Source organism: Paraglaciecola sp. IT1134 (assembly GCF_058068185.1).
Map to the genome: position 1 here is coordinate 381,379 of NZ_CM176486.1, position 21,630 is coordinate 403,008.

23 protein-coding genes and 1 riboswitch are annotated in these 21,630 nt (G+C 49.3%); of the genes, 10 read left to right on the plus strand and 13 right to left on the minus strand.

Annotation, left to right across the window (positions count from 1 at the left end):
- Window positions 1–56: 56 nt before the first annotated feature.
- The 7 genes from AC3RV5_RS01740 to cyaY form a co-directional block, all read right to left on the minus strand.
- Window positions 57–1,238: a heme biosynthesis HemY N-terminal domain-containing protein gene (locus AC3RV5_RS01740; RefSeq protein ID WP_489730281.1), complete on the minus strand. Its 1,182-nt coding sequence runs from the start codon at window positions 1,236–1,238 to the stop codon at window positions 57–59.
- Window positions 1,235–2,473, minus strand: a complete 1,239-nt coding sequence (locus tag AC3RV5_RS01745) for a uroporphyrinogen-III C-methyltransferase (protein ID WP_489730282.1) — start codon at window positions 2,471–2,473, stop codon at window positions 1,235–1,237. The genes AC3RV5_RS01740 and AC3RV5_RS01745 overlap by 4 nt, the downstream gene beginning before the upstream one ends.
- Window positions 2,474–3,190 (minus strand): uroporphyrinogen-III synthase, encoded by a 717-nt coding sequence (locus tag AC3RV5_RS01750; RefSeq protein WP_489730283.1) that lies wholly within the window; start codon window positions 3,188–3,190, stop codon window positions 2,474–2,476. It abuts the gene before it with no gap.
- 3 nt (window positions 3,191–3,193) lie between these two features.
- On the minus strand, window positions 3,194–4,123 hold the full coding sequence (hemC, locus tag AC3RV5_RS01755) for a hydroxymethylbilane synthase (protein WP_489730284.1): 930 nt from the start codon (window positions 4,121–4,123) through the stop codon (window positions 3,194–3,196).
- A 129-nt stretch (window positions 4,124–4,252) separates the two neighbouring features.
- The gene (locus tag AC3RV5_RS01760; RefSeq protein WP_489730285.1) at window positions 4,253–4,732 is read right to left on the minus strand and encodes a GNAT family N-acetyltransferase; all 480 of its coding nucleotides are present in this window, start codon (window positions 4,730–4,732) and stop codon (window positions 4,253–4,255) included.
- A gap of 42 nt (window positions 4,733–4,774) precedes the next feature.
- The gene (locus AC3RV5_RS01765; RefSeq protein WP_489730286.1) at window positions 4,775–5,449 is read right to left on the minus strand and encodes an alpha/beta hydrolase; all 675 of its coding nucleotides are present in this window, start codon (window positions 5,447–5,449) and stop codon (window positions 4,775–4,777) included.
- 15 nt (window positions 5,450–5,464) lie between these two features.
- Window positions 5,465–5,791, minus strand: coding sequence for an iron donor protein CyaY (gene cyaY / locus AC3RV5_RS01770; protein WP_489730287.1), 327 nt, complete (start codon window positions 5,789–5,791; stop codon window positions 5,465–5,467).
- Between the two features lie 120 nt (window positions 5,792–5,911).
- Here cyaY and gmk point away from each other — a divergent pair, with 120 nt between their 5' ends.
- Complete coding sequence (gene gmk, locus AC3RV5_RS01775) at window positions 5,912–6,556, plus strand: guanylate kinase (RefSeq protein ID WP_489730288.1); 645 nt, start codon at window positions 5,912–5,914, stop codon at window positions 6,554–6,556.
- Between the two features lie 32 nt (window positions 6,557–6,588).
- Here the strand turns inward: gmk and thiH are convergent, their stop codons facing one another.
- Genes thiH through thiC form a run of 6 tightly spaced genes read right to left on the minus strand, consistent with a single transcriptional unit; the run spans window position 6,589 to window position 13,093 of the window.
- Window positions 6,589–7,698, minus strand: coding sequence for a 2-iminoacetate synthase ThiH (thiH, locus tag AC3RV5_RS01780; protein WP_489730289.1), 1,110 nt, complete (start codon window positions 7,696–7,698; stop codon window positions 6,589–6,591).
- Window positions 7,688–8,476: a thiazole synthase gene (locus AC3RV5_RS01785; RefSeq protein WP_489730290.1), complete on the minus strand. Its 789-nt coding sequence runs from the start codon at window positions 8,474–8,476 to the stop codon at window positions 7,688–7,690. The genes thiH and AC3RV5_RS01785 overlap by 11 nt, the downstream gene beginning before the upstream one ends.
- A 3-nt stretch (window positions 8,477–8,479) precedes the next feature.
- Entirely contained in the window at window positions 8,480–8,698 is a 219-nt protein-coding gene (gene thiS / locus AC3RV5_RS01790) for a sulfur carrier protein ThiS (protein WP_489730291.1), read from the minus strand.
- Window positions 8,692–9,543, minus strand: coding sequence for a HesA/MoeB/ThiF family protein (locus AC3RV5_RS01795; RefSeq protein ID WP_489730292.1), 852 nt, complete (start codon window positions 9,541–9,543; stop codon window positions 8,692–8,694). Before AC3RV5_RS01795 ends, thiS begins: the two co-directional genes overlap by 7 nt.
- Window positions 9,540–11,135, minus strand: a complete 1,596-nt coding sequence (locus tag AC3RV5_RS01800; RefSeq protein ID WP_489730293.1) for a bifunctional hydroxymethylpyrimidine kinase/phosphomethylpyrimidine kinase — start codon at window positions 11,133–11,135, stop codon at window positions 9,540–9,542. The genes AC3RV5_RS01795 and AC3RV5_RS01800 overlap by 4 nt, the downstream gene beginning before the upstream one ends.
- A gap of 2 nt (window positions 11,136–11,137) precedes the next feature.
- On the minus strand, window positions 11,138–13,093 hold the full coding sequence (gene thiC / locus AC3RV5_RS01805; protein ID WP_489730294.1) for a phosphomethylpyrimidine synthase ThiC: 1,956 nt from the start codon (window positions 13,091–13,093) through the stop codon (window positions 11,138–11,140).
- A gap of 164 nt (window positions 13,094–13,257) precedes the next feature.
- Window positions 13,258–13,356, minus strand: a riboswitch (TPP riboswitch).
- A gap of 141 nt (window positions 13,357–13,497) precedes the next feature.
- Between thiC and rpoZ the strand changes: the two genes are divergently transcribed.
- The 9 genes from rpoZ to AC3RV5_RS01850 all read left to right on the plus strand — a co-directional run bounded on the left by rpoZ (window position 13,498) and on the right by AC3RV5_RS01850 (window position 21,608).
- The gene (gene rpoZ, locus AC3RV5_RS01810; protein WP_489730295.1) at window positions 13,498–13,770 is read left to right on the plus strand and encodes a DNA-directed RNA polymerase subunit omega; all 273 of its coding nucleotides are present in this window, start codon (window positions 13,498–13,500) and stop codon (window positions 13,768–13,770) included.
- A 107-nt stretch (window positions 13,771–13,877) separates the two neighbouring features.
- A complete protein-coding gene (gene spoT, locus AC3RV5_RS01815; RefSeq protein ID WP_489730296.1) occupies window positions 13,878–16,007 on the plus strand; it encodes a bifunctional GTP diphosphokinase/guanosine-3',5'-bis pyrophosphate 3'-pyrophosphohydrolase in 2,130 nt (709 codons plus the stop codon).
- 15 nt (window positions 16,008–16,022) lie between these two features.
- Window positions 16,023–16,409 carry a RidA family protein gene (locus AC3RV5_RS01820; protein WP_489730297.1) on the plus strand — a complete coding sequence of 129 codons (387 nt, stop codon included), beginning with the start codon at window positions 16,023–16,025 and terminating at the stop codon, window positions 16,407–16,409.
- Between the two features lie 61 nt (window positions 16,410–16,470).
- Window positions 16,471–17,184 (plus strand): tRNA (guanosine(18)-2'-O)-methyltransferase TrmH, encoded by a 714-nt coding sequence (trmH, locus tag AC3RV5_RS01825; RefSeq protein ID WP_489732070.1) that lies wholly within the window; start codon window positions 16,471–16,473, stop codon window positions 17,182–17,184.
- Between the two features lie 118 nt (window positions 17,185–17,302).
- Entirely contained in the window at window positions 17,303–17,602 is a 300-nt protein-coding gene (locus AC3RV5_RS01830) for a hypothetical protein (RefSeq protein ID WP_489730298.1), read from the plus strand.
- 150 nt (window positions 17,603–17,752) lie between these two features.
- Window positions 17,753–19,828, plus strand: coding sequence for an ATP-dependent DNA helicase RecG (gene recG / locus AC3RV5_RS01835; RefSeq protein WP_489732071.1), 2,076 nt, complete (start codon window positions 17,753–17,755; stop codon window positions 19,826–19,828).
- Complete coding sequence (locus AC3RV5_RS01840; RefSeq protein WP_489730299.1) at window positions 19,815–20,609, plus strand: class I SAM-dependent methyltransferase; 795 nt, start codon at window positions 19,815–19,817, stop codon at window positions 20,607–20,609. Before recG ends, AC3RV5_RS01840 begins: the two co-directional genes overlap by 14 nt.
- 30 nt (window positions 20,610–20,639) lie before the next feature.
- Window positions 20,640–21,113 (plus strand): peroxiredoxin, encoded by a 474-nt coding sequence (locus AC3RV5_RS01845; protein WP_489730300.1) that lies wholly within the window; start codon window positions 20,640–20,642, stop codon window positions 21,111–21,113.
- A 150-nt stretch (window positions 21,114–21,263) separates the two neighbouring features.
- Window positions 21,264–21,608, plus strand: a complete 345-nt coding sequence (locus AC3RV5_RS01850) for a hypothetical protein (protein WP_489730301.1) — start codon at window positions 21,264–21,266, stop codon at window positions 21,606–21,608.
- Window positions 21,609–21,630: the final 22 nt, after the last annotated feature.

The following is a 21,630-nucleotide window of genomic DNA, read 5'->3' on the forward strand; positions in this document are numbered from 1 at the left end:
GATTGATTCCGCCAAATTGTTATAAACTACCCACAGTGATGCCTGCCGGGCACAGGTTAATCGGTTTTTGCCACTTTGTTAGGTTGTGCCAAGCTTTGTTTATATAACTGCAAGGCTTGATGTTCGTCCAGCTGATCTTCTTTGATGCTGGCCATCAGGCGTAAGTCTTCCTGGCGGTTACCCAGTTTGATGGCTTTAGACAAGGCTTTTTCTGCCAGGCTGTAATCCTTGGCGTGGTAAGCCAGGTGTCCTAACGTTGAAAGCAGCTCCACATTCATGTCGTCATGTTTAAGCCAGCTTTCCAGCTTTCTGATCGCTGGCGCCGGGTTAGGCAAAGTCAAGCGCCTGAATAACGGCAATAATAATGGGTGTGGTCCGTCTTTTTGGTATTCCACCAACGCTTGTTCGGCGTCCTGGTGCATGCCTTGGTCCAGCAATTGCTGGACATAAGCGGCTTGCTGGGCGGGATCTTTGCGGGTTGAGCGGGGCAGTGATTGCCAGTTTTCTTTAAGTTGCTGTGCACCCTGTTTACTGGCAATTTCGGCAAAACTGCCTTTTGAGGCGGCTTGCATAAAGTGTTCGTAATCCGCTCCAAGGGGCTTTTTCCAGATTTTCAGGCGGTCTTTAAGTTCTTGCCATTTACCGGCCTGCGACAATGCTTGAGCCCATAATCGTAATACCCTAGGTTGATTTTGTTGTTTGTCATTCATCTGGGCGATAATTTCTAGGGCGTCAACGGGTTGCTCGTGCTGCAAATGATCCCGGATCAAACACATATTGGCGGCCAGAGCTGATTTGGGGAAAGTGGCTGCCAGGCGCCAGTTTTCTCGGGCGCGTTGAGGCTCGGCTAATTGTAGCTCGGCTTCTGCTGCAGCCAATAAATTTAACCCGTCAAAATCTTCCTCCTCAATGCCAGCTAACTGTTTGCGGGCTTCCAGGTAATTATTTTCTGCCAGGGCAATCAGGCCGTTGGTAAAAGCGTTTTGCTTGCGCCGTGAACCCCAGTTGCCAAGCCAGTTCTTCGAGCCCGAAAATAGCATGAAGAGTTTTTTGAGCAGCCATGAGGCAAGCAACAGACCCACTAAAGTCAAAATCGCCATGATTGCCATGGAGAACACGTTCATCTCGATGATCCAGTCGCTGAATTCGATAAACACATAACCCTTGTCATCGAAGATCAACGAACCTACTAATACAGCGATCAACAGGGCGACAAATAGCATTAAAATTCTGATCATGGCGTGGCGTTCCCATTGCTAAATACATTATCCAGGCGCTGCTGAATTAGATCTTCCAATGCCGGGGCGACGGAAAACTGACCCGGGTACATCCGTTCAATATCAGTATCGATCAGGTTTTGCAGGCTATGGGTAAACTGGCTTACGGCTGATGCCTGGGTGTCAAAATCTTCTATCAGTACGGCCAAGGCGTTTTGCAAGGCTTGTTGATAAAGTGTCACGTCTTCTTTCATAACCGCGCCCTGGGCCTGTAATAATGCCAGTTTAAGCTGCTCTTTGGCCAGCCACTGCTGTTGCTGAGATAAATAGGGCTGAATGTCGGTTTCTTTTTTGCGAAAACTGAAAAAATCTTCGGTGAAGGCTTTCCAGTTCCGGGCCAAATTACTGCGCCAGTCATCCACCGAGCCCGAGACGTCGGCATCTTCTATGGCTTTTTCCGGGCGCTCAAACGTCACCAGGGGTAAGGTATTGACCTGTTGTAACAAGGCACCCAAGGATAACGCCAGCGACGATAACGACACCGGGTTGAGCTGTTGCAGGCCTTGTAAATCCTGGGCCAGGCGCTCACGAATAGGCAGTAAGCTTGGGTCATCCAGGTCCTGTAGGCGGCTATCCGCTGACTGGAGCATTAAGATGGCGGTTTTGACATCGTGTTCTAACCATAATTTACGCCCGGCCATGCGGATTAAAAAGTCAGCTTCGGCTAATAACCAGTCGGCCGGTCTGCGCCCGGCAACAGCAGCGATAGCCTGCTGGTTAGCTGCACTTTGTTCGTTAGCCTGTTGCGCTTGGCGGGTAGCATTTTGCAGTTGCCCTGCAAATTGTTTAACCTCGCCCTGCAAACCGCGATTTTGTTGTTCAATACTGTCGGTGAGCGCCAAATTGCTTTTAGCTTGCTGGTCGAGTTTGTTTTGTTGGCTTTCTAAGTACTGTGTCTGGGTATTTTGCAGCTGTTGCCATTGCAACCAGCCCCAATAACCTGCGACTAATACCAGAATTAATAGAATGAAATTCAGCACCACCACCAACCACAAAAAGCCGGTCTTGGCGGGTTTGTGGTTAGCTTGCACTTTGGGGCTGGCTGTTTTATTGCCAGCGGGCACCTTAGCCGCATTGCCAGAGCTATCGGCAGTAGATGTTTTGGGGCTCACTACCGCAGGTTTAGGTTTCGCGGACGGATCCTTAGGGCTACCTGTGGGAGTTGAAGATGTTGGTTTATCTGAATTATCTGCCATTTATTGCTCCAAAAATTCCTTGGCACAGTGGATAAGTGCCTGGTCGCTAGCGTCTTCGCTCAGCAATATTTTGTTTATACCTAGTTTAGCCGCGATCTGTTGGGTACGTTGGCTGACAACGATCCAGGGCACGGATTGCAGCCACTTTACCTCAAATTGCTCAAAGGCGGCTGTTATTAACTCACCGCTGGTTGCAATGATGCATTGAATTTGAGCCGGGTGCCAGACTTGTGTTGCCTTTGGCGCTGGCAGTTTAACCCGGTGATAAATATTGGCCTCGTTTACCTGTGCGCCCCGGGCGCGCAATTGCGCGGCTAAGTCAGGGCGACCGCCATGGCCTTTTATTATTAACACCTGGCTTCCTTGAACTGCTTGTAGTTGGGCCAGGGCAAGCAGGCCTTCGGTATTGGATACCTCAGGCACTATGGGTTTCAGACCTGCACTTTGTAGGCTGTAAGCAGTTGCTTGGCCCACTGCAAGTACGCCAGTGGGCCAATGAATAGCTTGCTTACAAGCCAGCTCTGCCGCCGTGGTGCTGATAAAAATGACCCGATCGCTGGGCCCCAGCGCCGCTATTTGCCCGGGTAAGGCGGCCAGAGCAGGTTTATCTTCAATCGCGTCCATTAGCCCCAGCCCTACGCCAAGCAAGTTCGCCAAGGCAAAACGCTCGGCGCTGGTGCGGTATTTGGCTACCGGGCGCAAGATCAGAAAAGCCATGGGTTAGTCCTGGTATAAGGCGCGCAAGATTTTGCCAGCGCCCTGGGCCAGTAATTTATCGGCAACCTCTATACCCAATTGTTGGGCGGTATTGCTGTAACCATAGGCCTCAGCATAAAGCAGCTGCTTGCCATCTGGCGAACCCACTAAACCGCGCAGATGCAAATTCTCGCCGCTTAGCTCGGCGTAGCTACCTATGGGCACTTGGCAGCCGCCATTGAGTTTAGCATTCAGTGCCCGCTCGGCGCTCACTCGCAGCGCCGTATCTTGGTGATGTAGTGGCTGGAGCAAAGCGATAAGCTCGCTATCATCATTGCGACACTCTATACCTACTGCGCCTTGGCCTACCGCAGGTAAAGACACCTCAGGAGATAAGTAGGCCCGGATACGCTGGGGCATGTTCAAACGAATGAGCCCCGCAGCGGCCAGAATAATGGCGTCATATTGTCCTTCGTCCAGTTTTGCCAAGCGGGTATTTACATTGCCGCGCAGATCGCGAATTTGCAGATCAGGCCGGGCGCCGCGTAATTGACATTGGCGGCGCAAGCTGGAGGTACCCACTATCGCGCCTTGAGGCAGCTCGTCTATGCTGGCATAACGATTGGATACCAGGGCGTCGAGGGGGTTTTCGCGCTCACAAATGGCGTGCAAACCAAAACCCTCTGGAAAATGCACCGGCACATCTTTGAGAGAATGCACGGCTATATCGGCCCGACCTTCGCTCATGGCGACTTCTAATTCTTTGATAAACAAACCCTTGCCGCCAATTTTGGCCAGGGGGGTGTCGAGGATCCTATCACCCTGGGTACTCATAGGCAGCAGTTCTATGCGGATATGTTTGTGGGCTTCGAGCAACTTGGCTTGCACATATTCTGCCTGCCACATTGCCAAGGCACTTTTACGGGTGGCGATACGAATAATGCGGTCTGACATGGTGTTTCCAAAATAAAAGTTAAACCTAAGATTGGCCGATATTAGCAGAAAATTACAGCTTTTTGCCCCCCCCCCCAGATGTTTGCCCGGCAAAAAATGATAAATACAGATCAGCTCGAGGCTAGGGTATTACGCCACAGGGTAGCTAAATAGCGGTAACATTCGCCCGGGGATACTTGTGGACGGCTGTTCGCCAATTTTTTGCGCCCCTAAGGCCTGATAAAAGGGCGCCGCGTTGGGGTCAGCTTGAATTAACAGTTTTTTTGCGCCTTGTTGCCGAACGTAATTAACTGCGTGCCCAAACAGGGCTTTACCTATACCTTGGCCAGTAAGCGCAGGCTCAACAAATAATGCATCCAGTTCAATTTGTTGTAGGTCAGCCAAAAACAAGGCGTAAAAACCGACTATGTTTTTATGTTGTTTTCCAACTTGATAAGCAATAGCAAAAAACCACTCTATGTTAGATACTTGCTCGGGGCGGTAAGTAAGCTCAGGCGTGCATTGCTGCATAAATTCATCTGAGTAACCCCACATGGCTTTAGACCGAATTGCCAGCGCGCTTAGCTCTGCACCTTGAGTTACCTGGGCCTGAAGAATGAGTAGTGGCATAGCCTGCTCTGACCAATAACCCCGATAATACCTGGGGGCAAACTACTCGGGCAAACACTGTTGTAACCAGGCGGAGATGTCTTGTAATTCCTGGTAACACACGTTGTGCTGCATCACGTAATCCCGCCACTGCACCTGATAACCATTTTCTTCAAGTACCTTCAATGCGGCATTGCCCATATAAATAGGCACCACGTCATCTTGTTGACCATGGGCCATCAGGATAGGGGTGCCTTTGTTGGTCCCATTGGCCTGGGTGCTCAAGGTTTCGGGCTCACTCATATAGGTCGATAAGGCCAGTATGCCGGCGAGTTTTTTATTTATGCGGGTACCCAGGTGCAGGGCAATCACCCCACCTTGAGAAAAGCCAGCCAGCACGATACGCTCGGCTGGAATGCCGCTGGCGATTTCGGTCTCAATTAACTGTTCAATCATGGCTGCAGATTCATGCACACCCTGACTGTCGGCCCGGTTGTTAAAATCCATGCTGGTGATGTTATACCAGGCGCGCATTTCCATATTATTATTAATGGTTACCTTGCGAAAAGGCGCGTGGGGGAAAACAAAACGGATCCCCAGGGAAGCGGGCAGATTAAGCTCTGGCACTATGGGTGAAAAACCGTTGCCTGAGTCACCTAAGCCATGCAGCCAGATTACGGTGGCCTTGGGCGAATGAGCGGGATTGACTTCAACGTAGCTTAATTTAGTGTCGTGCATGATTCATTTATTCTCTTATTTGCTTGGGCGTTCAAAGGATACCGGCTGACCTGCCTGTCTGGTGGCGGCCTCATTCATAAATTGCCAAAATTCCGAGCCCCCGCGCTCGTCTATCCACTGGCCATTTTGAAAGTTAAAATGGTGTCCATTAAATTTGGTAGCTACCCAAATTTGATGTAGGGGGGGTTGTTTATTGATGATGATTTTAGTGCCGTTTTCAAAAATCAGAGTCAAAATGCTGCTGGCGGATTCGTAGTCAATGTCTACTTCGCAGTCGTCCAGTAATTCTTCCAGGCTAATTAATAACTCGTCTACCATTTGATGATATTGGCTGTCGTTCATTTTTGCCTTACCTGTTTTAGTGGTTTGTGGTGCATTAGCACCATTGGGGAAATGAATATGCTAACATCGCACACAATTCGCAACACCCACTTTATCCACTAACTTGATTGAAAATCACCTATGCCACAGACACTCGGAAATTTATTTATACTCGCTGCCCCCTCGGGAGCAGGTAAATCCAGCTTAATTAAAGCTTTGCTCGAGAAACATCATTCGACCGATACTCATAGCAACGCCATGCAGGTTTCTGTCTCCCATACCACTCGAGCCCCAAGGCCAGGTGAAAAACAGGGGGTGGATTACCATTTTGTCAGCCGTAAAGAGTTTCAGGGTCTGATCGAGCAAGATGCTTTTTTTGAGTGGGCCGAAGTGTTTGGAAATTATTATGGCACCTCCAAAATCGTGATTGAACAAACCTTACGTAAAGGCATAGACGTATTTTTGGATATCGATTGGCAGGGCGCCAGGCAGGTTAAAGCCCAGATCCCGGATACGGCGACGATCTTTGTGGCACCACCGTCCAAAGACGAACTGCACAGGCGGTTAACCGAACGTGGACAAGATAGCCCAGAGATTATTGCTAAACGCATGGCCAAGGCCGTGGCGGAAATATCCCACTATCATGAATTCGATTTTATCGTGGTCAACGACGATTTTGCCGCTGCATTGGCCGAACTCGACGCCATAGTGTCCAGCCGGCGCTTGCGCAAAGAAAAACAGGTAGTACGACATCAAACCTTGTTTGATAACTTGTTGTCAGACTAACGTCGCTTCATGTTGTTGTTCGCTGGCGGACACTAACGCCAGCCCGCTTCCCAGTCTTTAAAAACCGCCTGGTAACCTTTGTTGCTCAACATGTTAACCACCTGTGCGATGTTGCGATCATCACTTATCTCAAATTGGTCGAGCTGACTTGCGGGTGCGGCATACCCCCCAGGCTGAGTCGAACTGCCGGCACTCATATGCGTAATACCCAGGGGAATGAGGTTATCTCTCAATGTTGGGTTTTCTCGGGTAGATAAGCTAATTTCAAGTTGCTGGCTAAATAGTCTAAAGGCACAAATTACCTGCACCAAACCAATATCAGAGATCGGATATTGCGGGGTGATCCCGCCCGTACAGGGGCGTAAACGAGGTAAGGAAATACTGTATTTACTGCGCCAGTAACGCTTTTCCAGATATTGCAGATGATACCCCATCAAAAGGGCATCTAGGCGCCAGTCGTCTAATCCCAGCAATACCCCTAAACCAATCTTGTCGACTCCTGCCTGACCGAGCCTGTCCGGACTATTTAAGCGATAGTTAAAATCGCGTTTTTTACCCCGGGTATGATGTTTAGCGTAGGTCGCCGTTTGATAGGTTTCCTGATAAAGCATGACAGCATCCAGACCCAGGCTGCGCAATGTCTGATATTCACGGACCGTTAAAGGCTGTACTTCCATTGCCACCTGGCTGAAATGCTGTTTAACCAGGGGCAACATCTGGGCAAAATAGTCAATACCCACCTTGTTTTCATGCTCGCCGGAAACGAGCAATACGGAATCAAATCCACGCCCTTTAATGATCTCAATTTCTTGGGTTATTTCTAGGGCATTGAGGGTTTTACGTTTGATTTTATTGCTCATGGTAAAACCGCAATAATCACATTCGTTGGCACACAGATTAGATAAATACAGGGGAATAAACAGGCTGACATTGTGCCCAAATCGCTGCTGAGTGAGGAACATGGCTTGTTGCGCCATTTGCTCAATATAAGGTTGCGCAGCCGGTGACAGCAAAGCCATCAAAGCCTGAATGTCACCGGCCGGTTGCTGTAACGCTTGTTCTACATCCGCCGCCGTCGAGGTATACATAGACAGGCGTAAATGGTCTCGGTCAATGCCAGCAAAAACCTGCTCAAAGCTCATGGGCGAGCCCCTTATCGTTGGATAAAAATCCCGTTAAGGGGCTGGTGTGTTTTGCCTGTAAACTCACCTTGCCTAAACCGGCCTGATAAGCCAAGCGACCGGTTTTAACCGCATCTTTGAAACATCTGGCCATCACCACAGGCTCAGCGCTCGACGCGATGGCGGTATTGACCAATACTGCGTCGGCGCCCAGTTCCATGGCCGCGGTAGCGTCAGAAGGGCAACCAATGCCTGCATCGATAATCACAGGCACATTGGCTTGTTCAATAATAATGCGTAAAAACTCCCGAGTTAGTAATCCCTGGTTACTGCCTATGGGGCTGGCAAGAGGCATGACAGCGCTGCACCCCACTTCTTCTAAACGGTGACATAAAACGGGGTCGGCATGAACATAGGGTAAAACCACAAAGCCCTGTTTAACCAACGCTTCAGCGGCGAGCAAGGTTTCCACCGCATCGGGCATGAGGTATTTAGGATCCGGGTGAATTTCAAGTTTAATCCAGTTGGTGGCAAACATTTCTTGGGCTAACTGAGCTGCAAATATGGCCTCTTTTGCATTGCGTGCCCCTGAGGTGTTAGGTAGCAATTTCACCCCAAGCTGGGCCAGTGGTTCGATTAGATTATCCGTACCTTGTTTAACATCTATGCGTTTAATCGCCAGGGTGACAAGCTCTGAACCGGAAGCCTGCAGTGCAGCTAACATGACGTGTTTACTGGTAAATTTACCGGTACCACTAAACAGACGAGAACTAAATGTATGGTTGGCAATGGTTAACATGGTTTAGCCTCCCGCGACTGGGTTAAATAGCTCGATGTGGTCGTTGTGTTGGCATATATGCCGTTGCCATTGGCTTTTGGGAATAATGTGCTGATTGACTACCGCAGCGATATTGGCCAAATCGACTTGGGGTTCAAGAGCCATATTGGCTAAGAGCGCCTGATGCAAATTAGTGCCTGGGCTAACAGGCTGGGGGTGATTATTAATGAAAATAACTAACATAACTGGGCGCCTTCATGGCAAGGTGAAATAGACGTTTGCTGGGGCCAATGTTGGCATATGGGGCAACTTGGATCCCGTTTACGGTTTAGCTGACGCCAACCTAAACTGAGGCCGTCGAATATATAAAGACAAGTCTCAGTGGAGGGGATTTGCAAAATAGATTTAATGGCGAGCAGGGCCTGCATACTTGCCACCACCGCGACGGAGGGGCCGAGCACCCCCATGCTGGCACAGTCTTGGGTGACCTGTGTTTGACTGAAAATACAGTGATAACAGCCAGCTTGGGGCAGGCGTTTGGCATCTATTAACAACAATTGGCCGTCAAAGGCGCTAATGGCGGCACTCACCAAAGGCAGTTGTTGTCCCACACACCAGCGATTAACACCCTGGCGTGTGTGCATATTGTCGGAGCAATCTAGCACCAGTAATTTATTTTGGTTTATGGCCTCTTGCAACACAGCGTGATTTTTTACGTAGATGTCGGCAAATTCAGGGCTAAATTTTTGCTTGCAAGCACTGACAACCGCATTTTCGCAATGTCGTTCAATCCATTCTTTGGCTATCTGTACTTTGTCTTGTCCAAGGTCTTTTGGACCAAAGAGAACTTGCCTGGGCAGGTTAGAGATTTCAACCCTATCATCATCCATTAAATGAATATGACCGACCCCAGCCGCAGCTAATTGTTGTGCGACGTGATTACCCAGGCCACCGACTCCAACAATTAACACATGGTGTTGCAACACAAGGGTTTGACCTGATTCTTGCACCTGAGGCAACAAAATTTGCCGGTAATATCGGATCAATTGCGCGTCAGTCAGGTCTTTATTTATATCAGCAACAGTCATGCAAAATTCTGCCATTGGTGCTGTAATTTTTGCCAGCTTAACCCTGGATCCTCGGCCTGCTCTATGGCCCGAACAATGGCGACAGTATCCACTTGGGTAGCATGAAGTTGGGCTAAGTTGTCTTCATTGATCCCACCGATTGCCACTAAGGGGATGTGGCTTTTTAATAAGGCGCAGTAGCGACTGAGTTTTGTCAAACCTTGGGGTTGAGAAGGCATGGTTTTGGTCGGGGTAACAAAGATGTGGCCAATAGCTAAATAACTCGGATGAAGTTGTTGGGCTAACAATAGCTCAAAATAACCATGGGATGACAGCCCTAGGGCTAAGCCAGCCTGTGCTATGTGTTTAAGGTTGGCTTGCAGCATATCTTCCTGGCCCAAATGCACGCCAAAGGCCCCGTGTTTAATGGCCAGTTGCCAGTGGTCGTTGATAAATACTTGCCCTTGGTAGCGCCTTCCTAGGACAATGGCCTGTTGGATTTGTTGCTCTAGCTCCTCGATATTGCTTGGATCTTTCATTCTAAACTGTGCAGTACGCGTACCGGCTTTTAACACTGCCTCCAAAACCCACAGTGATTGGGTCACAGGGTAAACTTGCAGGGGGGTCTCAATCATTGCAAAAGACAAATTTTGGTCCGCTGCCAGGCTCGGGTAATCACATAAAATAATTTTGGGGAAATACATCAGGGCGTTTGGCCAGCCGCAACGTGCCAGTACTCCCGCGCCTTTTCCAGGTGCATAACCCTGGCGTAATCCTTGGCTCACATAGGCTTTGGCGACAGTAATGGCATCCAACAATGGGTAACCTAAAGCCATGGAGGTGGCGATAGCAGATGAAAAGGTGCAACCGCTACCGTGGTTGTGAAGGGTGATGATTTTGCTGTGACAAAATCCAATTAACTGGTGCTGATGCTGCATAGAGGTATCGGCGATTTTATGGGCGACCAACCAGTCGGTGGCAAGTGACGGATGGTTATCACCGCCTGTGAGTAATACCTGGGTATTGATCGCCTGGGCCAATATTTCACTTAGATATTGCCATGATTTTTGTGTCTCAGGTTTGACTGTTGTCCCGGTTAAATACATTAATTCTTGGCCATTAGGGGTCACCAAACTAACCTTTTTAGCCAATAACAGATAGTCATCCTGTGTGGGTGAATCGTTATGTGCCGTCAGCTCTTGGCCTGTGCTGGCTAACATCACGGGATCCCAAATAACGGGAATGTTAATGTCGTATTTTTGCTGATAAAGCGCCAACGTTCCAGCTAACCAGTTTGCCAACAGGCGTACTTGTGCACCATTGGCTAATACCCCGACCTTGATGGCTTGGGGTGGCATATCGGTTAACAAACAGCTGAGTTGATGGGTCAGCATATCAACAGCGGTGGCGGTGATAGCGGTGACCTCTACTGAATTTTGCGCGGTGATCGCCGTGACAATATTACAGGCATGCCCACCCAAATCTTGAATTGTTAAGGTGTCAGCTTGAATACCGGCGCCGCCGCCGCTGTCTGAAGCGGCAATGCTCCAAACAATAGGACGGGCAGGGGCGGACTGACTTTTTCTGTCAGTCGGTGAATTGAAGGTCCTCATGTTTAGTCAGCCTCAGTGGTGACTTTGATTGGGGTGTAAATCTGCGCCCCTTGCGCCTTAAATTCTGCTGACTTGGTTGCCATGGCTTGTTGGATGTCTTGTTCGCTCAACATGCGACTTTCCACCAAACGAGAGGCATCATTTTCTACTTCAAGTTCTTGTTTAGCGGCGTAGTCCCGTACTTCTTGGGTGATTTTCATCGAGCAAAATTTAGGTCCACACATGGAACAAAAATGCGCTACTTTGGCTGATTCTTGTGGCAAAGACTCATCATGATAGGCACGGGCTGTATCGGGATCCAAACCTAGGTTGTATTGATCTTCCCAGCGAAATTCAAAACGGGCTTTAGATAAGGCATTATCCCGAATTTGTGCCCCAGGGTGGCCTTTGGCTACATCTGCTGCATGGGCTGCAATTTTATAGGCTATCAATCCTTGTTTAACATCGTCTTTGTTGGGCAAGCCTAAGTGTTCCTTGGGGGTGACATAACACAACATTGCACAGCCAAACCAACCTATCATGGCAGCGCCTATGCCAGAGGTGAAATGATCATAACCGGGGGCAATGTCGGTGGTTTGAGGACCCAGGGTATAAAAAGGCGCTTCGTCGCAGATGGCCAACTGTTTATCCATGTTCTCTTTAATCAGTTGCATGGGTATGTGGCCCGGACCTTCTATGATGGTTTGCACGTCGTATTCCCAGGCGATTTTGACCAATTCCCCCAAGGTTTCTAATTCGGCGAACTGAGCCTGATCATTGGCATCGGCAATACAACCGGGACGCATGCCGTCACCTAATGACAAGGACACATCATAAGCCGCACATATCTGACAGATTTCCCGGAAGTGCTGGTATAAAAAGCTTTCTTTATGATGGAACAGACACCATTTGGCCATGATTGAGCCACCTCGGGAAACAATGCCCGTCAGCCGTTTTGCCGTCATTGGCACATAGCGCAGTAACACGCCGGCATGAATAGTAAAATAATCGACTCCCTGTTCCGCTTGTTCCAGCAACGTATCGCGGAAGGCTTCCCATGTCAGATCTTCGGCCACACCGTTTACTTTTTCCAGGGCTTGATAAATAGGCACAGTGCCAATTGGCACGGGAGAATTGCGTATTATCCATTCCCGGGTTTCATGAATGTAACGACCTGTGGACAAGTCCATCACCGTGTCGGCACCCCAACGCGTTGACCATACCAGCTTCTCTACTTCCTCTTCGATGGAAGAGGTCACGGCTGAGTTACCGATATTAGCGTTTACTTTGACCAGAAAGTTGCGGCCAATAATCATGGGCTCAGATTCAGGGTGGTTAATATTTACCGGGATGATGGCGCGACCCCGGGCCACTTCCGTACGCACAAATTCTGCGCTAATAAGTTGACCGATATTGGCACCAAAGGCATGGCCTTGCGCTTTTTGGGTCAGTACTTTATCGCTTACTAGCTCACGAGCCATGTTCTCGCGAATGGCAATGTATTCCATTTCTGGTGTGATGATGCCCGCTTTGGCGTAATGCATTTGGGTTACACAGTGACCAGGTTTGGCTTTTAAGGGGGTATGCAGGGCATCAAAACGCAGATCATCTAGCCCGTCTTCCGCCATGCGCTGCTGGGTGTAACGAGAACTTGCGTGGGGTAATTGTTCAACGTCACCCCGGGCCACAATCCAATCACGACGTAATTTGGCTAAGCCCTGATGCACAGTGATCTTCGCCTCGGGATCAGAGTAAGCCCCCGCGCAGTCATAGACCATAATATCGGGGTTGCAGGTGGTTAACGGTGTTTCTTGTGTGTCATTTAAAATGGTATCAGTTTGCCTGATTGCGCGCATTCCAACTCGTATAGGGTGCAAAGTCCCGGGCAAATAAACTTTGCTTGAATTAGGATGTAATAAGGGTTTTAAGTTATCTAAAAATTGTTGTGCCTGGGCACGGGTTTGGCGACGGTTCGACATTAGCAATCTCTCATATACTGTTGTAAAGGAAGTTGCTTGTCTGGAGGGGGGTTGTTGAAAAGCACTATCAATTGATAACTAATACACAGCTAAGCGATGTAAAAAACACAATTATTAGTAAAATGATGACAACCAGGTATTGCAGATAAAAACTGTAATACTTAGCATAAATCACGCTTGTTTCCTTCGCGAGTACTAACTCGATCAGGTTCAACGGATCCCGAATTAACGGTCTCAGCACTAAGGCACTCCGACAAGAGCAAACAGTATAAACCCAAGTTGAAAATACCTTCAAGATCTTTATTGCAGTGGATCTTACGCATACTTGATCAAATAGCTTTTAAAGCGGGGCGTAAATCAGTACACTATGCGACCTTTTTTCATACTACTCGACGGAGATCCAAATGGCTCGCGTAACAGTTGAAGATGCCGTAAACAAAATTGGCAACCGGTTTGATTTGGTTTTAGTCGCAGCACGTCGTGCACGACAGCTTGCTATCGAAGGCAAAGTTTCTCATGTGCCCGTGGGTACAGATAAACCTACCGTGGTCGCTTTACGTGAAATCGAACAAGGTTTTGTGACTGCTGCAACCTTGGAAGCGGAAGATATGCGTGACCAACACGCCCAGGATCATGCTGAATTTGCAACCGCAGCCAATATTCTGCAAGAACAGTAAAAAAGAGCCTAATTTTTAGCGGCTACCCATCAGAGCGATGTTTAGCCGTTGGCTTCCTGCCTAAATCACCGTATTCTTAAACATTCATTAGTCGAGACACGTAGCACTTGTATCTATTTGAAGGTTTAAAACAAAAATTAGAGGCCTATCTGCCACCTGATAAGGTAGCGGAGACTCAGCGTGCCTTTGTGGTTGCCCGCGATGCCCACGACGGGCAAATGCGTTCAAGTGGCGATCCCTATATTACTCATCCCGTGGCCGTGACCGGGATCTTGGCCGACATGCGCCTGGATCACGAAACCCTGATGGCTGCTTTGTTGCACGATGTAATCGAAGATACACACCACAACAAAGAAAGCCTAAGCGCCCAATTTGGTGAAGCTGTGGGTGAGCTGGTGGAAGGCGTCAGTAAACTCGAAAAGATCCATTTTAGTAACAAACAAGAAGCCCAGGCGGAAAATTTTCGCAAGATGATGATGGCCATGGTGCAGGATATCCGGGTGATCTTGATCAAGCTGGCGGATCGCACCCACAATATGCGCACCCTGGGGTCGTTGCGCCCTGACAAGCGTCGGCGTATTGCCCGGGAGACTCTGGAAATTTACGCCCCCATCGCCCATCGCTTGGGTATTCACGATATAAAAAATGAGTTGGAAGACCTGGGGTTCCAAGCCATGTATCCCATGCGCCACCGGGCATTACTAGCTGCGGTCAAACAGGCAAGGGGCAACCGTAAAGAAGTTATCGAAAACACCCGTAAAGAGGTGGAAACCCGGTTAGCGTCATACGGCATTAACGCGGTTACCAGTGGCCGTGAAAAACATCTGTATTCCATTTACCGCAAAATGAAAAACAAAGAACTGATGTTCAATGAAGTGATGGACATCTATGCTTTTCGGGTAGTGGTGGATAGCGTGGATAACTGTTACCGGGCTTTGGGCGCCATGCACGGTCTGTATAAACCTATCGAAAGCCGTTTCAAGGATTATGTGGCCATTCCCCGCACTAACGGTTATCAGTCTTTGCATACGTCGCTTATCGGCCCCCACGGTATTCCGGTGGAAATTCAGATCCGCACCACCGAAATGGATAAAATGGCTGACATAGGCGTGGCCGCCCACTGGTTATACAAAGACGATGACGACAGCAGCGATACTACGGCCCAGGTACGTGCCCGTAAATGGATGCAGTCTTTGATCGAGCTCCAGCAAAGCGCCAGTTCGTCGTTTGAATTTATCGAAAATGTGAAAACGGATCTCTTCCCGGATGAAATCTATGTATTTACTCGGGACGGACGCATCATTGAATTACCTATGGGCGCCACAGCGGTAGATTTTGCTTATGCGGTGCATACCGACATCGGCAATACCTGCGTAGGGGTCAAAGTCGAAAGACGTCCCTATTCCCTGAGTAAACCTCTGGATAATGGTCAGACCATAGAAATTATTACCTCGCCCAGAGCCAAACCCAATGCCAGCTGGCTGAACTTTGTGGTCAGTGCCAAAGCGCGCTCACATATTCGTCATTATTTGAAAAATCAGCGCTCGGAAGAAGCCTTTACCATGGGCAACCGTTTGCTACGCCATGCTTTGGGTAAAACCAAACTGGATGAGATCCCCCAAGCGGACATCGATCGGGTTTTGCAAGAAACCAAACATGAAGATTTCGCCGCTTTGGTGGCTGACATTGGCCTGGGTAATGAATTGAGCGCCATAGTCGCCCGGCGTTTGCTCGGTGAAGCGGCGGTACTGCCAGAAAAAGGCCGCAAGGTAGCCATCAAAGGCACCGAAGGTTTACTGGTGGCGTTTTCCCGTTGTTGCCACCCCATCCCCGGGGATGAAATCGTCGCGGTACTCAGTCCGGGACGGGGCATGATGATCCACCAGGCGGGTTGCAGTAATATTCGCAAACTTAGCCGGGAAGAACCGCAACGGATATTGGTGATGAAGTGGGACGAAAATCCCCATGGGGAGTTCAAGGCGGCACTGCGCATTGAACTGATCAATCATCAGGGTACCCTGGCCACTCTGACCAATACCGTGGCATCCTGTGGCTCAAACATAGTCGGTTTACAAACTGAAGAAAAAGAAAGCGGCATCTATTATATTGATATAGAGCTGACCACCAAAAATCGCATCCAACTGGCGGACGTCATGCGTAAAATACGCACTATGCCCGAAGTACAACGGGTATCGAGACACAGCCAGTCAAAACAAAATAAATCTCATAACATATAACAAGGGAAGAACATTATGTCTAAGTCTGTTATTCATACCGACCAGGCCCCACAAGCTATTGGCACTTACAGTCAGGCGATTAAGTCAGGCACGACCGTATATCTATCCGGGCAGATCCCATTAGTGGCTGCAACCATGGAAATGGTCTCCGAAGATTTTGCCGAGCAAGCCAAGCAGGTATTTAAAAATGTGCAGGCGGTATGTGAAGCTGCCGGTGGTAGCACTAATGATCTAGCCAAGGTCAATATCTATTTAACGGACCTGTCGAATTTTGCCAAGGTCAACGAAATCATGAGCCAGTATTTCAAACAACCTTACCCGGCACGCGCCGCAATAGGGGTGAGAGCCTTGCCCAAAGGGGCTCAAATTGAAATCGACGGTGTCATGGAATTACCAGAATAAGGGCTCAGCCTCTTTATCAGCAGCGTTTACAAGTGAATAGATTATGACTGTTTTGGCAACTATGTCACCGGAACGCTATGCGCGTATTCGTAAATTACTCCGCACTCGTCAGCCCAGCTTGACTGTGTGTATGGAACAAGTGCACAAGCCGCATAATGTGTCTGCCGTAGTGCGTAGCTGCGATGCCGTAGGCGTGCACCGGGTGCATGCGGTGTGGGATAAAAAAGCCAAGCTGCGTAAAAGCACAGCTATGGGCAGCCAGAATTGGGTTTATACCGACATTCATAGCAGCATAGATGAAGCGGTTTGCCACTTGAAACAGCAAAAGATGCAAGTGCTGGTGACCCATTTATCCCCGGACGCAGTGGATTTTCGTGACATAGATTACACCTTGCCCACGGCTATTATTCTTGGTCAGGAAAAACACGGTGCCACTGAACAAGCCATCGCCTTAGCGGATAAAAATATTCTGGTGCCTATGGTTGGCATGGTGCAATCCTTGAATGTGTCCGTAGCGGCGGCAGTGGTATTGTACGAAGCCCAGCGCCAGCGCCAGTTGGCCGGTATGTATGAGCAAATCCACTTAAGTGAACAAGAATGTCAACGCATGTTATTCGAAGGGGGCTTTCCCGTATTACACAAGGTGTGTGAGCGCAAGGGCATAGCCTATCCCTATATTGACGAAAACGGCATGATAGTCGCGGATGCCAACTGGTGGCAACAGATGCAAATGACCAAAAAAGGTATGCGTAATATCGAGCAACTGGCTGAATAATACATCTTTAATGGGCCAATGGTTATTCCGGCAGCTTGGCGCGAAATGATTGCGCAGATTGACAAGTCATATTTGGCTAGTCATAGTCATAGTCATATTTTCATAACTGGAATACTTCATGCCCGATGCAGCGTTTATGGTTCTTTTACTGAGTTGTTTATCTTTTGGGTCCCACGCTTTAAATCGTAGTCAAATAGCTGATTCAGATACTGATATCACGCCTCTGCTGGTTGGCCAAGCTACCCCCAATATCGACTTAAATCACCAGGATGTCACCGGCAAAGCCGTGTCACTGGCCCCGGGGGTGTTAATTGTTGATCAAAATGGCCTGGTCAAATTCAGCTACATTAACCCTGACTATCAGACTCGCCTGTCTCCCGAATTGCTGTATCAAGCGGCTAAATATTCCATCGAATAGGGCTTGTTATAGTATTCAGTGACTTAGGGAGTATTTTGTTGCCACCTTAGGCTGTTTCGTCGCGTATAATGGCTGGTATCATTTGGCATGCCAGCTTCTGTATTGGGATCTGCTGCCAGCTTTAATATTCAAGGACCGGTATTTAATACGATGCGCGGATTAGCTCATATGCCCATCACTGGGCTCAAAGGCGTTGGCAGCAAGGTGGCTGAAAAGCTGGCCAAACTGAATTTGCTCAGCGTGCAGGATTTGCTGTTTCATCTGCCCCATCGCTACGAGGATCGCACCCGGGTTTACCCCATTGGCGATTTGATGCCCCACCTGCATACCAGTGTTCAAGGGGAAGTGATGTCCTGCGATGTGCAGTTTGGTCGCAAACGTATGTTGGTGGCACGTATCAGTGACGGCAGCGGTACGCTGACGTTACGTTTTTTCCACTTTTCGGCGGCGCAAAAAAACAGCCTGGAAATCGGTACGCATATTCGCTGTTTTGGAGAGGTGCGCAGCGGTAAGTATGGCCTGGAGATCATGCACCCGGAATACAAAGTCATCGACCCCGAGTCTCCGGCCAACCTGACTGAATCATTGACTCCGGTGTACCCAGCCACCGAAGGGATCAAACAAATTTCCCTGCGTAAGCTAACCGAACAAGCCCTGGGATTGTTGACCAAAGGCGGTCTGGCTGAACTGTTACCCGATGGTTTGTATCAGCAACAAATTGGTTTGGTTGCAGCGTTGCAACTAGTGCACCGCCCCCCACCTGATGTCACTATGGGGTTGCTCGAACAAGGTAAACATCCTGCCCAGCGGCGCTTGGCCCTGGAAGAACTGCTGGCCCACCATTTGAGTGTGCTCAAGGTGCGCCAGCAAAACCGCCAACAGCCTGGCCTGAAGATCATGCCCAATGCTGAATTATTGCAGCGTTTGCTGGACAGTTTGCCCTTTCAACTTACCGCAGCCCAGCAACGGGTGTGTAAAGACATCCAACAGGATATGCAACAAGCCACCCCCATGATGCGTTTAGTACAAGGGGATGTGGGCTCAGGTAAAACCCTGGTGGCGGCTATGGCAGCACTGTCTGCCATAGGCGCTGGCTATCAGGTGGTGTTGATGGCTCCCACCGAATTACTGGCTGAGCAGCATATGCTGAATTTTCAGGGCTGGTTTACGCCGCTGGGCATTGAAGTGGGTTGGTTAGCGGGCAAACTTAAGGGCAAAGTCAGGACCCAGACCTTAAGTCAATTGGCCACTGGTGAGTTGCAGTTGTTGGTGGGCACCCATGCGGTATTTCAAGAGGCGGTGAATTACCAGGCCTTAGGGCTGGTGATCGTCGATGAGCAACACAGATTTGGGGTGCATCAGCGACTGGCCCTGCGGGAAAAAGGTCTGTTACAGGGGGCGTTTCCCCATCAGTTGATCATGACTGCCACTCCCATTCCGCGCACTTTAGCGATGACCGCCTACGCGGATCTGGATACCTCAGTGATTGACGAGTTACCCCCCGGGCGCAGACCTATTACCACCGTTGTATTGCCGGATACGCGCCGCTCAGAAGTGATTGAACGGGTGCGCAAAGCCACTGTTGAACAGGGGCGGCAAACCTATTGGGTATGCACCTTGATTGAAGAGTCAGAAGTATTGCAATCCCAGGCAGCCCAAGATACTGCTATTGTTCTGACCACAATCTTGCCTGAACTTAAGGTTGGCCTGGTGCATGGGCGCTTAAAATCCGTCGAAAAGCAGCAGTTAATGCTGGATTTCAAGGAGGGGCGACTCGATTTGCTGGTGGCCACCACGGTGATAGAAGTGGGGGTAGATGTGCCTAATGCCAGTTTAATGATCATAGAAAATCCGGAACGTCTGGGGTTAGCCCAGTTGCATCAATTGCGTGGCCGGGTAGGGCGGGGCTCAGTGGAAAGCCACTGCGTATTGATGTATCAAAGCCCGCTATCGAAAACCGCCAGCAAACGTTTATCGGTCTTGCGTGAATCACACGATGGGTTTTACATCGCCCAACAAGACCTGGAGATCCGCGGACCAGGTGAATTATTAGGAACCAAACAAACCGGCTTGGCTGATCTTAAAATAGCCGATCTGGTGCGTGATGCTGACCTTATCCCTCAGGTTCAGCAGATGGCCGAACATTTGTGGCAAGCCCATCCCGCTAACGCCCAAGGGATCATCAACCGCTGGTTAGGCAGCCGGGAGCATTATGGCCATGCCTGACGTTGTTGAGTTAAACCAAGTTATAGTCGTCACCACTGTCCCAGATGCCCAGCTTGAGTGTATTGCCAAGGCCAAACAGATGGCACAAAAATGGCAACTGCTTTATGTCGCCGCGGTAAGCTCGGGCCTGGCCTTAGTACAGCAGGCTACCCATCTGGAACTGAAACAGCTGGATGAACCCAAAGTAGGGGCGGTGCTGGTGGATTTTACTTCAGATGCCCTGACTTACCGGCGCTTACATGGCGGCAAAAAAGAAGCCATCATCAAGGCGGTGGGCCTAAAAGGTAACGGGCCGCTGCGGGTATTGGATGCCACCGCCGGTTTAGGCCGGGATGCTTTTGTATTGGCCAATTCCGGTTGCACGGTAGACATGATCGAGCGCTCCCCAGTGGTGGCAGCCTTGTTAAGTGACGGATTGCAACGGGCGGCCCTCGATGGTGAGTTAGGCCGCTGGTTGCCACACCGCATGACGCTTTATCACGGGGTGAGCTACGAGCTGCTGGCGAATTGGCCGGGTAGTCAGCCTGAGGTGATTTATCTGGACCCTATGTTTCCCCATCGTAAAAAAGCCGCTCTAGTCAAAAAAGAAATGCGTATTTTTCAGCAGCTATTAGGCTCTGATCAGGATGCGGATAAACTGTTAGCCCCCGCCTTGGCCTTGGCCAGCAAACGGGTAGTAGTAAAACGCCCGGACAGTGCTCCTTTTTTGGATGGCATGGCCCCAACCATGTCGATTAGCAGCAAGAAACATCGTTTTGATGTATACCTGCGTAACCCGTAATTTTGTTACCCCTAACTTATTGGAATCAATATGCTTAACGTTAATGATAGCCTACCCGATGTAACTTTTAGCTTGCGCCAAGATGGCCAGGCCAGTAACCCTACTACCCATGATTTGTTTGCGGGTAAAAAAGTCTTGTTATTTGCCGTACCTGGGGCCTTTACCCCGACCTGTTCCAATACCCATTTACCCGGTTATATTGCCTTGGCCGATAAGCTGCAGGCCAAGGGTATAGACAAGATTATTTGTGTGTCGGTTAATGATGCTTTTGTGATGGAGGCTTGGGCTAAAAGTCAAAATGCAGAACACATTATGATGCTGGCCGACGGCGGCGGCGAGTTTACCCAAGCCATTAGCTTGGCCGTAGATACCGCTACCTTTGGTGGTCTGCGCTCCAAACGTTATGCCATGATGGTGGACAACGGGGTCGTTAAAATTCTTAATGTGGAAGCCCCAGGAAAATTTGAGGTAAGTGACGCCCAAACTATGCTCGATGCACTTTAAGCTGTAAAAAACCTTAAAAATGTGCCGCTGCTCAGCTATTAGCAATATAAGCAGTCAGTGGCAGGTTTCATTGAATGACCTTTGGGACTGATGTTGTTGCCCTGCGACTTGCATAATAAGCTTGAACTTATTACTTAAGTGGATACAAAGGTGTCAGTCGAAACAGTACCTAATATTGGCTTTCCGCCAAATAATATCCTACCCATTGATGTCGCTCCCGGAGCGGCGGCTCCCGAAGCGGCGGCTCCTGAAGCGCCAGCACCTATTGTGCGCCCGCGCGGAGTAAACAAGTCATACCCCGGGTTTGCTGACCCGGCGGCGTATCTGGCGGATCGGGTCGTGCTGTTAAAAAACGCTAAAATCCATAAACAAGGTACCAGCGCCGAGATTAAGGTCAGCGTCAGCGATATTAACATCGCTTTGTACGGCGAAATTCGTGTCCCCCGAACTCTTTCATTTTCGTTTGTTTTTGTTTATGTTGCTTGCGTTACATGAATTTCACTCACCCTTAGCAAAA

What these genes read in the sequence shown, in the direction of transcription:
- trmH (WP_489732070.1), top strand. Translation starts at nt 16,471, where the DNA reads ATGTCACCGGAACGCTATGCGCGTATTCGTAAATTACTCCGCACTCGT.
- thiC (WP_489730294.1), bottom strand. Translation starts at nt 13,093, where the DNA reads ATGTCGAACCGTCGCCAAACCCGTGCCCAGGCACAACAATTTTTAGAT.
- AC3RV5_RS01760 (WP_489730285.1), bottom strand. Translation starts at nt 4,732, where the DNA reads ATGCCACTACTCATTCTTCAGGCCCAGGTAACTCAAGGTGCAGAGCTA.
- AC3RV5_RS01820 (WP_489730297.1), top strand. Translation starts at nt 16,023, where the DNA reads ATGTCTAAGTCTGTTATTCATACCGACCAGGCCCCACAAGCTATTGGC.
- cyaY (WP_489730287.1), bottom strand. Translation starts at nt 5,791, where the DNA reads ATGAACGACAGCCAATATCATCAAATGGTAGACGAGTTATTAATTAGC.
- AC3RV5_RS01745 (WP_489730282.1), bottom strand. Translation starts at nt 2,473, where the DNA reads ATGGCAGATAATTCAGATAAACCAACATCTTCAACTCCCACAGGTAGC.
- AC3RV5_RS01750 (WP_489730283.1), bottom strand. Translation starts at nt 3,190, where the DNA reads ATGGCTTTTCTGATCTTGCGCCCGGTAGCCAAATACCGCACCAGCGCC.
- rpoZ (WP_489730295.1), top strand. Translation starts at nt 13,498, where the DNA reads ATGGCTCGCGTAACAGTTGAAGATGCCGTAAACAAAATTGGCAACCGG.
- AC3RV5_RS01765 (WP_489730286.1), bottom strand. Translation starts at nt 5,449, where the DNA reads ATGCACGACACTAAATTAAGCTACGTTGAAGTCAATCCCGCTCATTCG.
- thiH (WP_489730289.1), bottom strand. Translation starts at nt 7,698, where the DNA reads ATGAGCTTTGAGCAGGTTTTTGCTGGCATTGACCGAGACCATTTACGC.
- AC3RV5_RS01740 (WP_489730281.1), bottom strand. Translation starts at nt 1,238, where the DNA reads ATGATCAGAATTTTAATGCTATTTGTCGCCCTGTTGATCGCTGTATTA.
- AC3RV5_RS01800 (WP_489730293.1), bottom strand. Translation starts at nt 11,135, where the DNA reads ATGAGGACCTTCAATTCACCGACTGACAGAAAAAGTCAGTCCGCCCCT.
- AC3RV5_RS01785 (WP_489730290.1), bottom strand. Translation starts at nt 8,476, where the DNA reads ATGTTAACCATTGCCAACCATACATTTAGTTCTCGTCTGTTTAGTGGT.
- AC3RV5_RS01845 (WP_489730300.1), top strand. Translation starts at nt 20,640, where the DNA reads ATGCTTAACGTTAATGATAGCCTACCCGATGTAACTTTTAGCTTGCGC.
- AC3RV5_RS01830 (WP_489730298.1), top strand. Translation starts at nt 17,303, where the DNA reads ATGCCCGATGCAGCGTTTATGGTTCTTTTACTGAGTTGTTTATCTTTT.
- AC3RV5_RS01840 (WP_489730299.1), top strand. Translation starts at nt 19,815, where the DNA reads ATGGCCATGCCTGACGTTGTTGAGTTAAACCAAGTTATAGTCGTCACC.
- hemC (WP_489730284.1), bottom strand. Translation starts at nt 4,123, where the DNA reads ATGTCAGACCGCATTATTCGTATCGCCACCCGTAAAAGTGCCTTGGCA.
- gmk (WP_489730288.1), top strand. Translation starts at nt 5,912, where the DNA reads ATGCCACAGACACTCGGAAATTTATTTATACTCGCTGCCCCCTCGGGA.
- recG (WP_489732071.1), top strand. Translation starts at nt 17,753, where the DNA reads ATGCGCGGATTAGCTCATATGCCCATCACTGGGCTCAAAGGCGTTGGC.
- thiS (WP_489730291.1), bottom strand. Translation starts at nt 8,698, where the DNA reads ATGTTAGTTATTTTCATTAATAATCACCCCCAGCCTGTTAGCCCAGGC.
- AC3RV5_RS01795 (WP_489730292.1), bottom strand. Translation starts at nt 9,543, where the DNA reads ATGACTGTTGCTGATATAAATAAAGACCTGACTGACGCGCAATTGATC.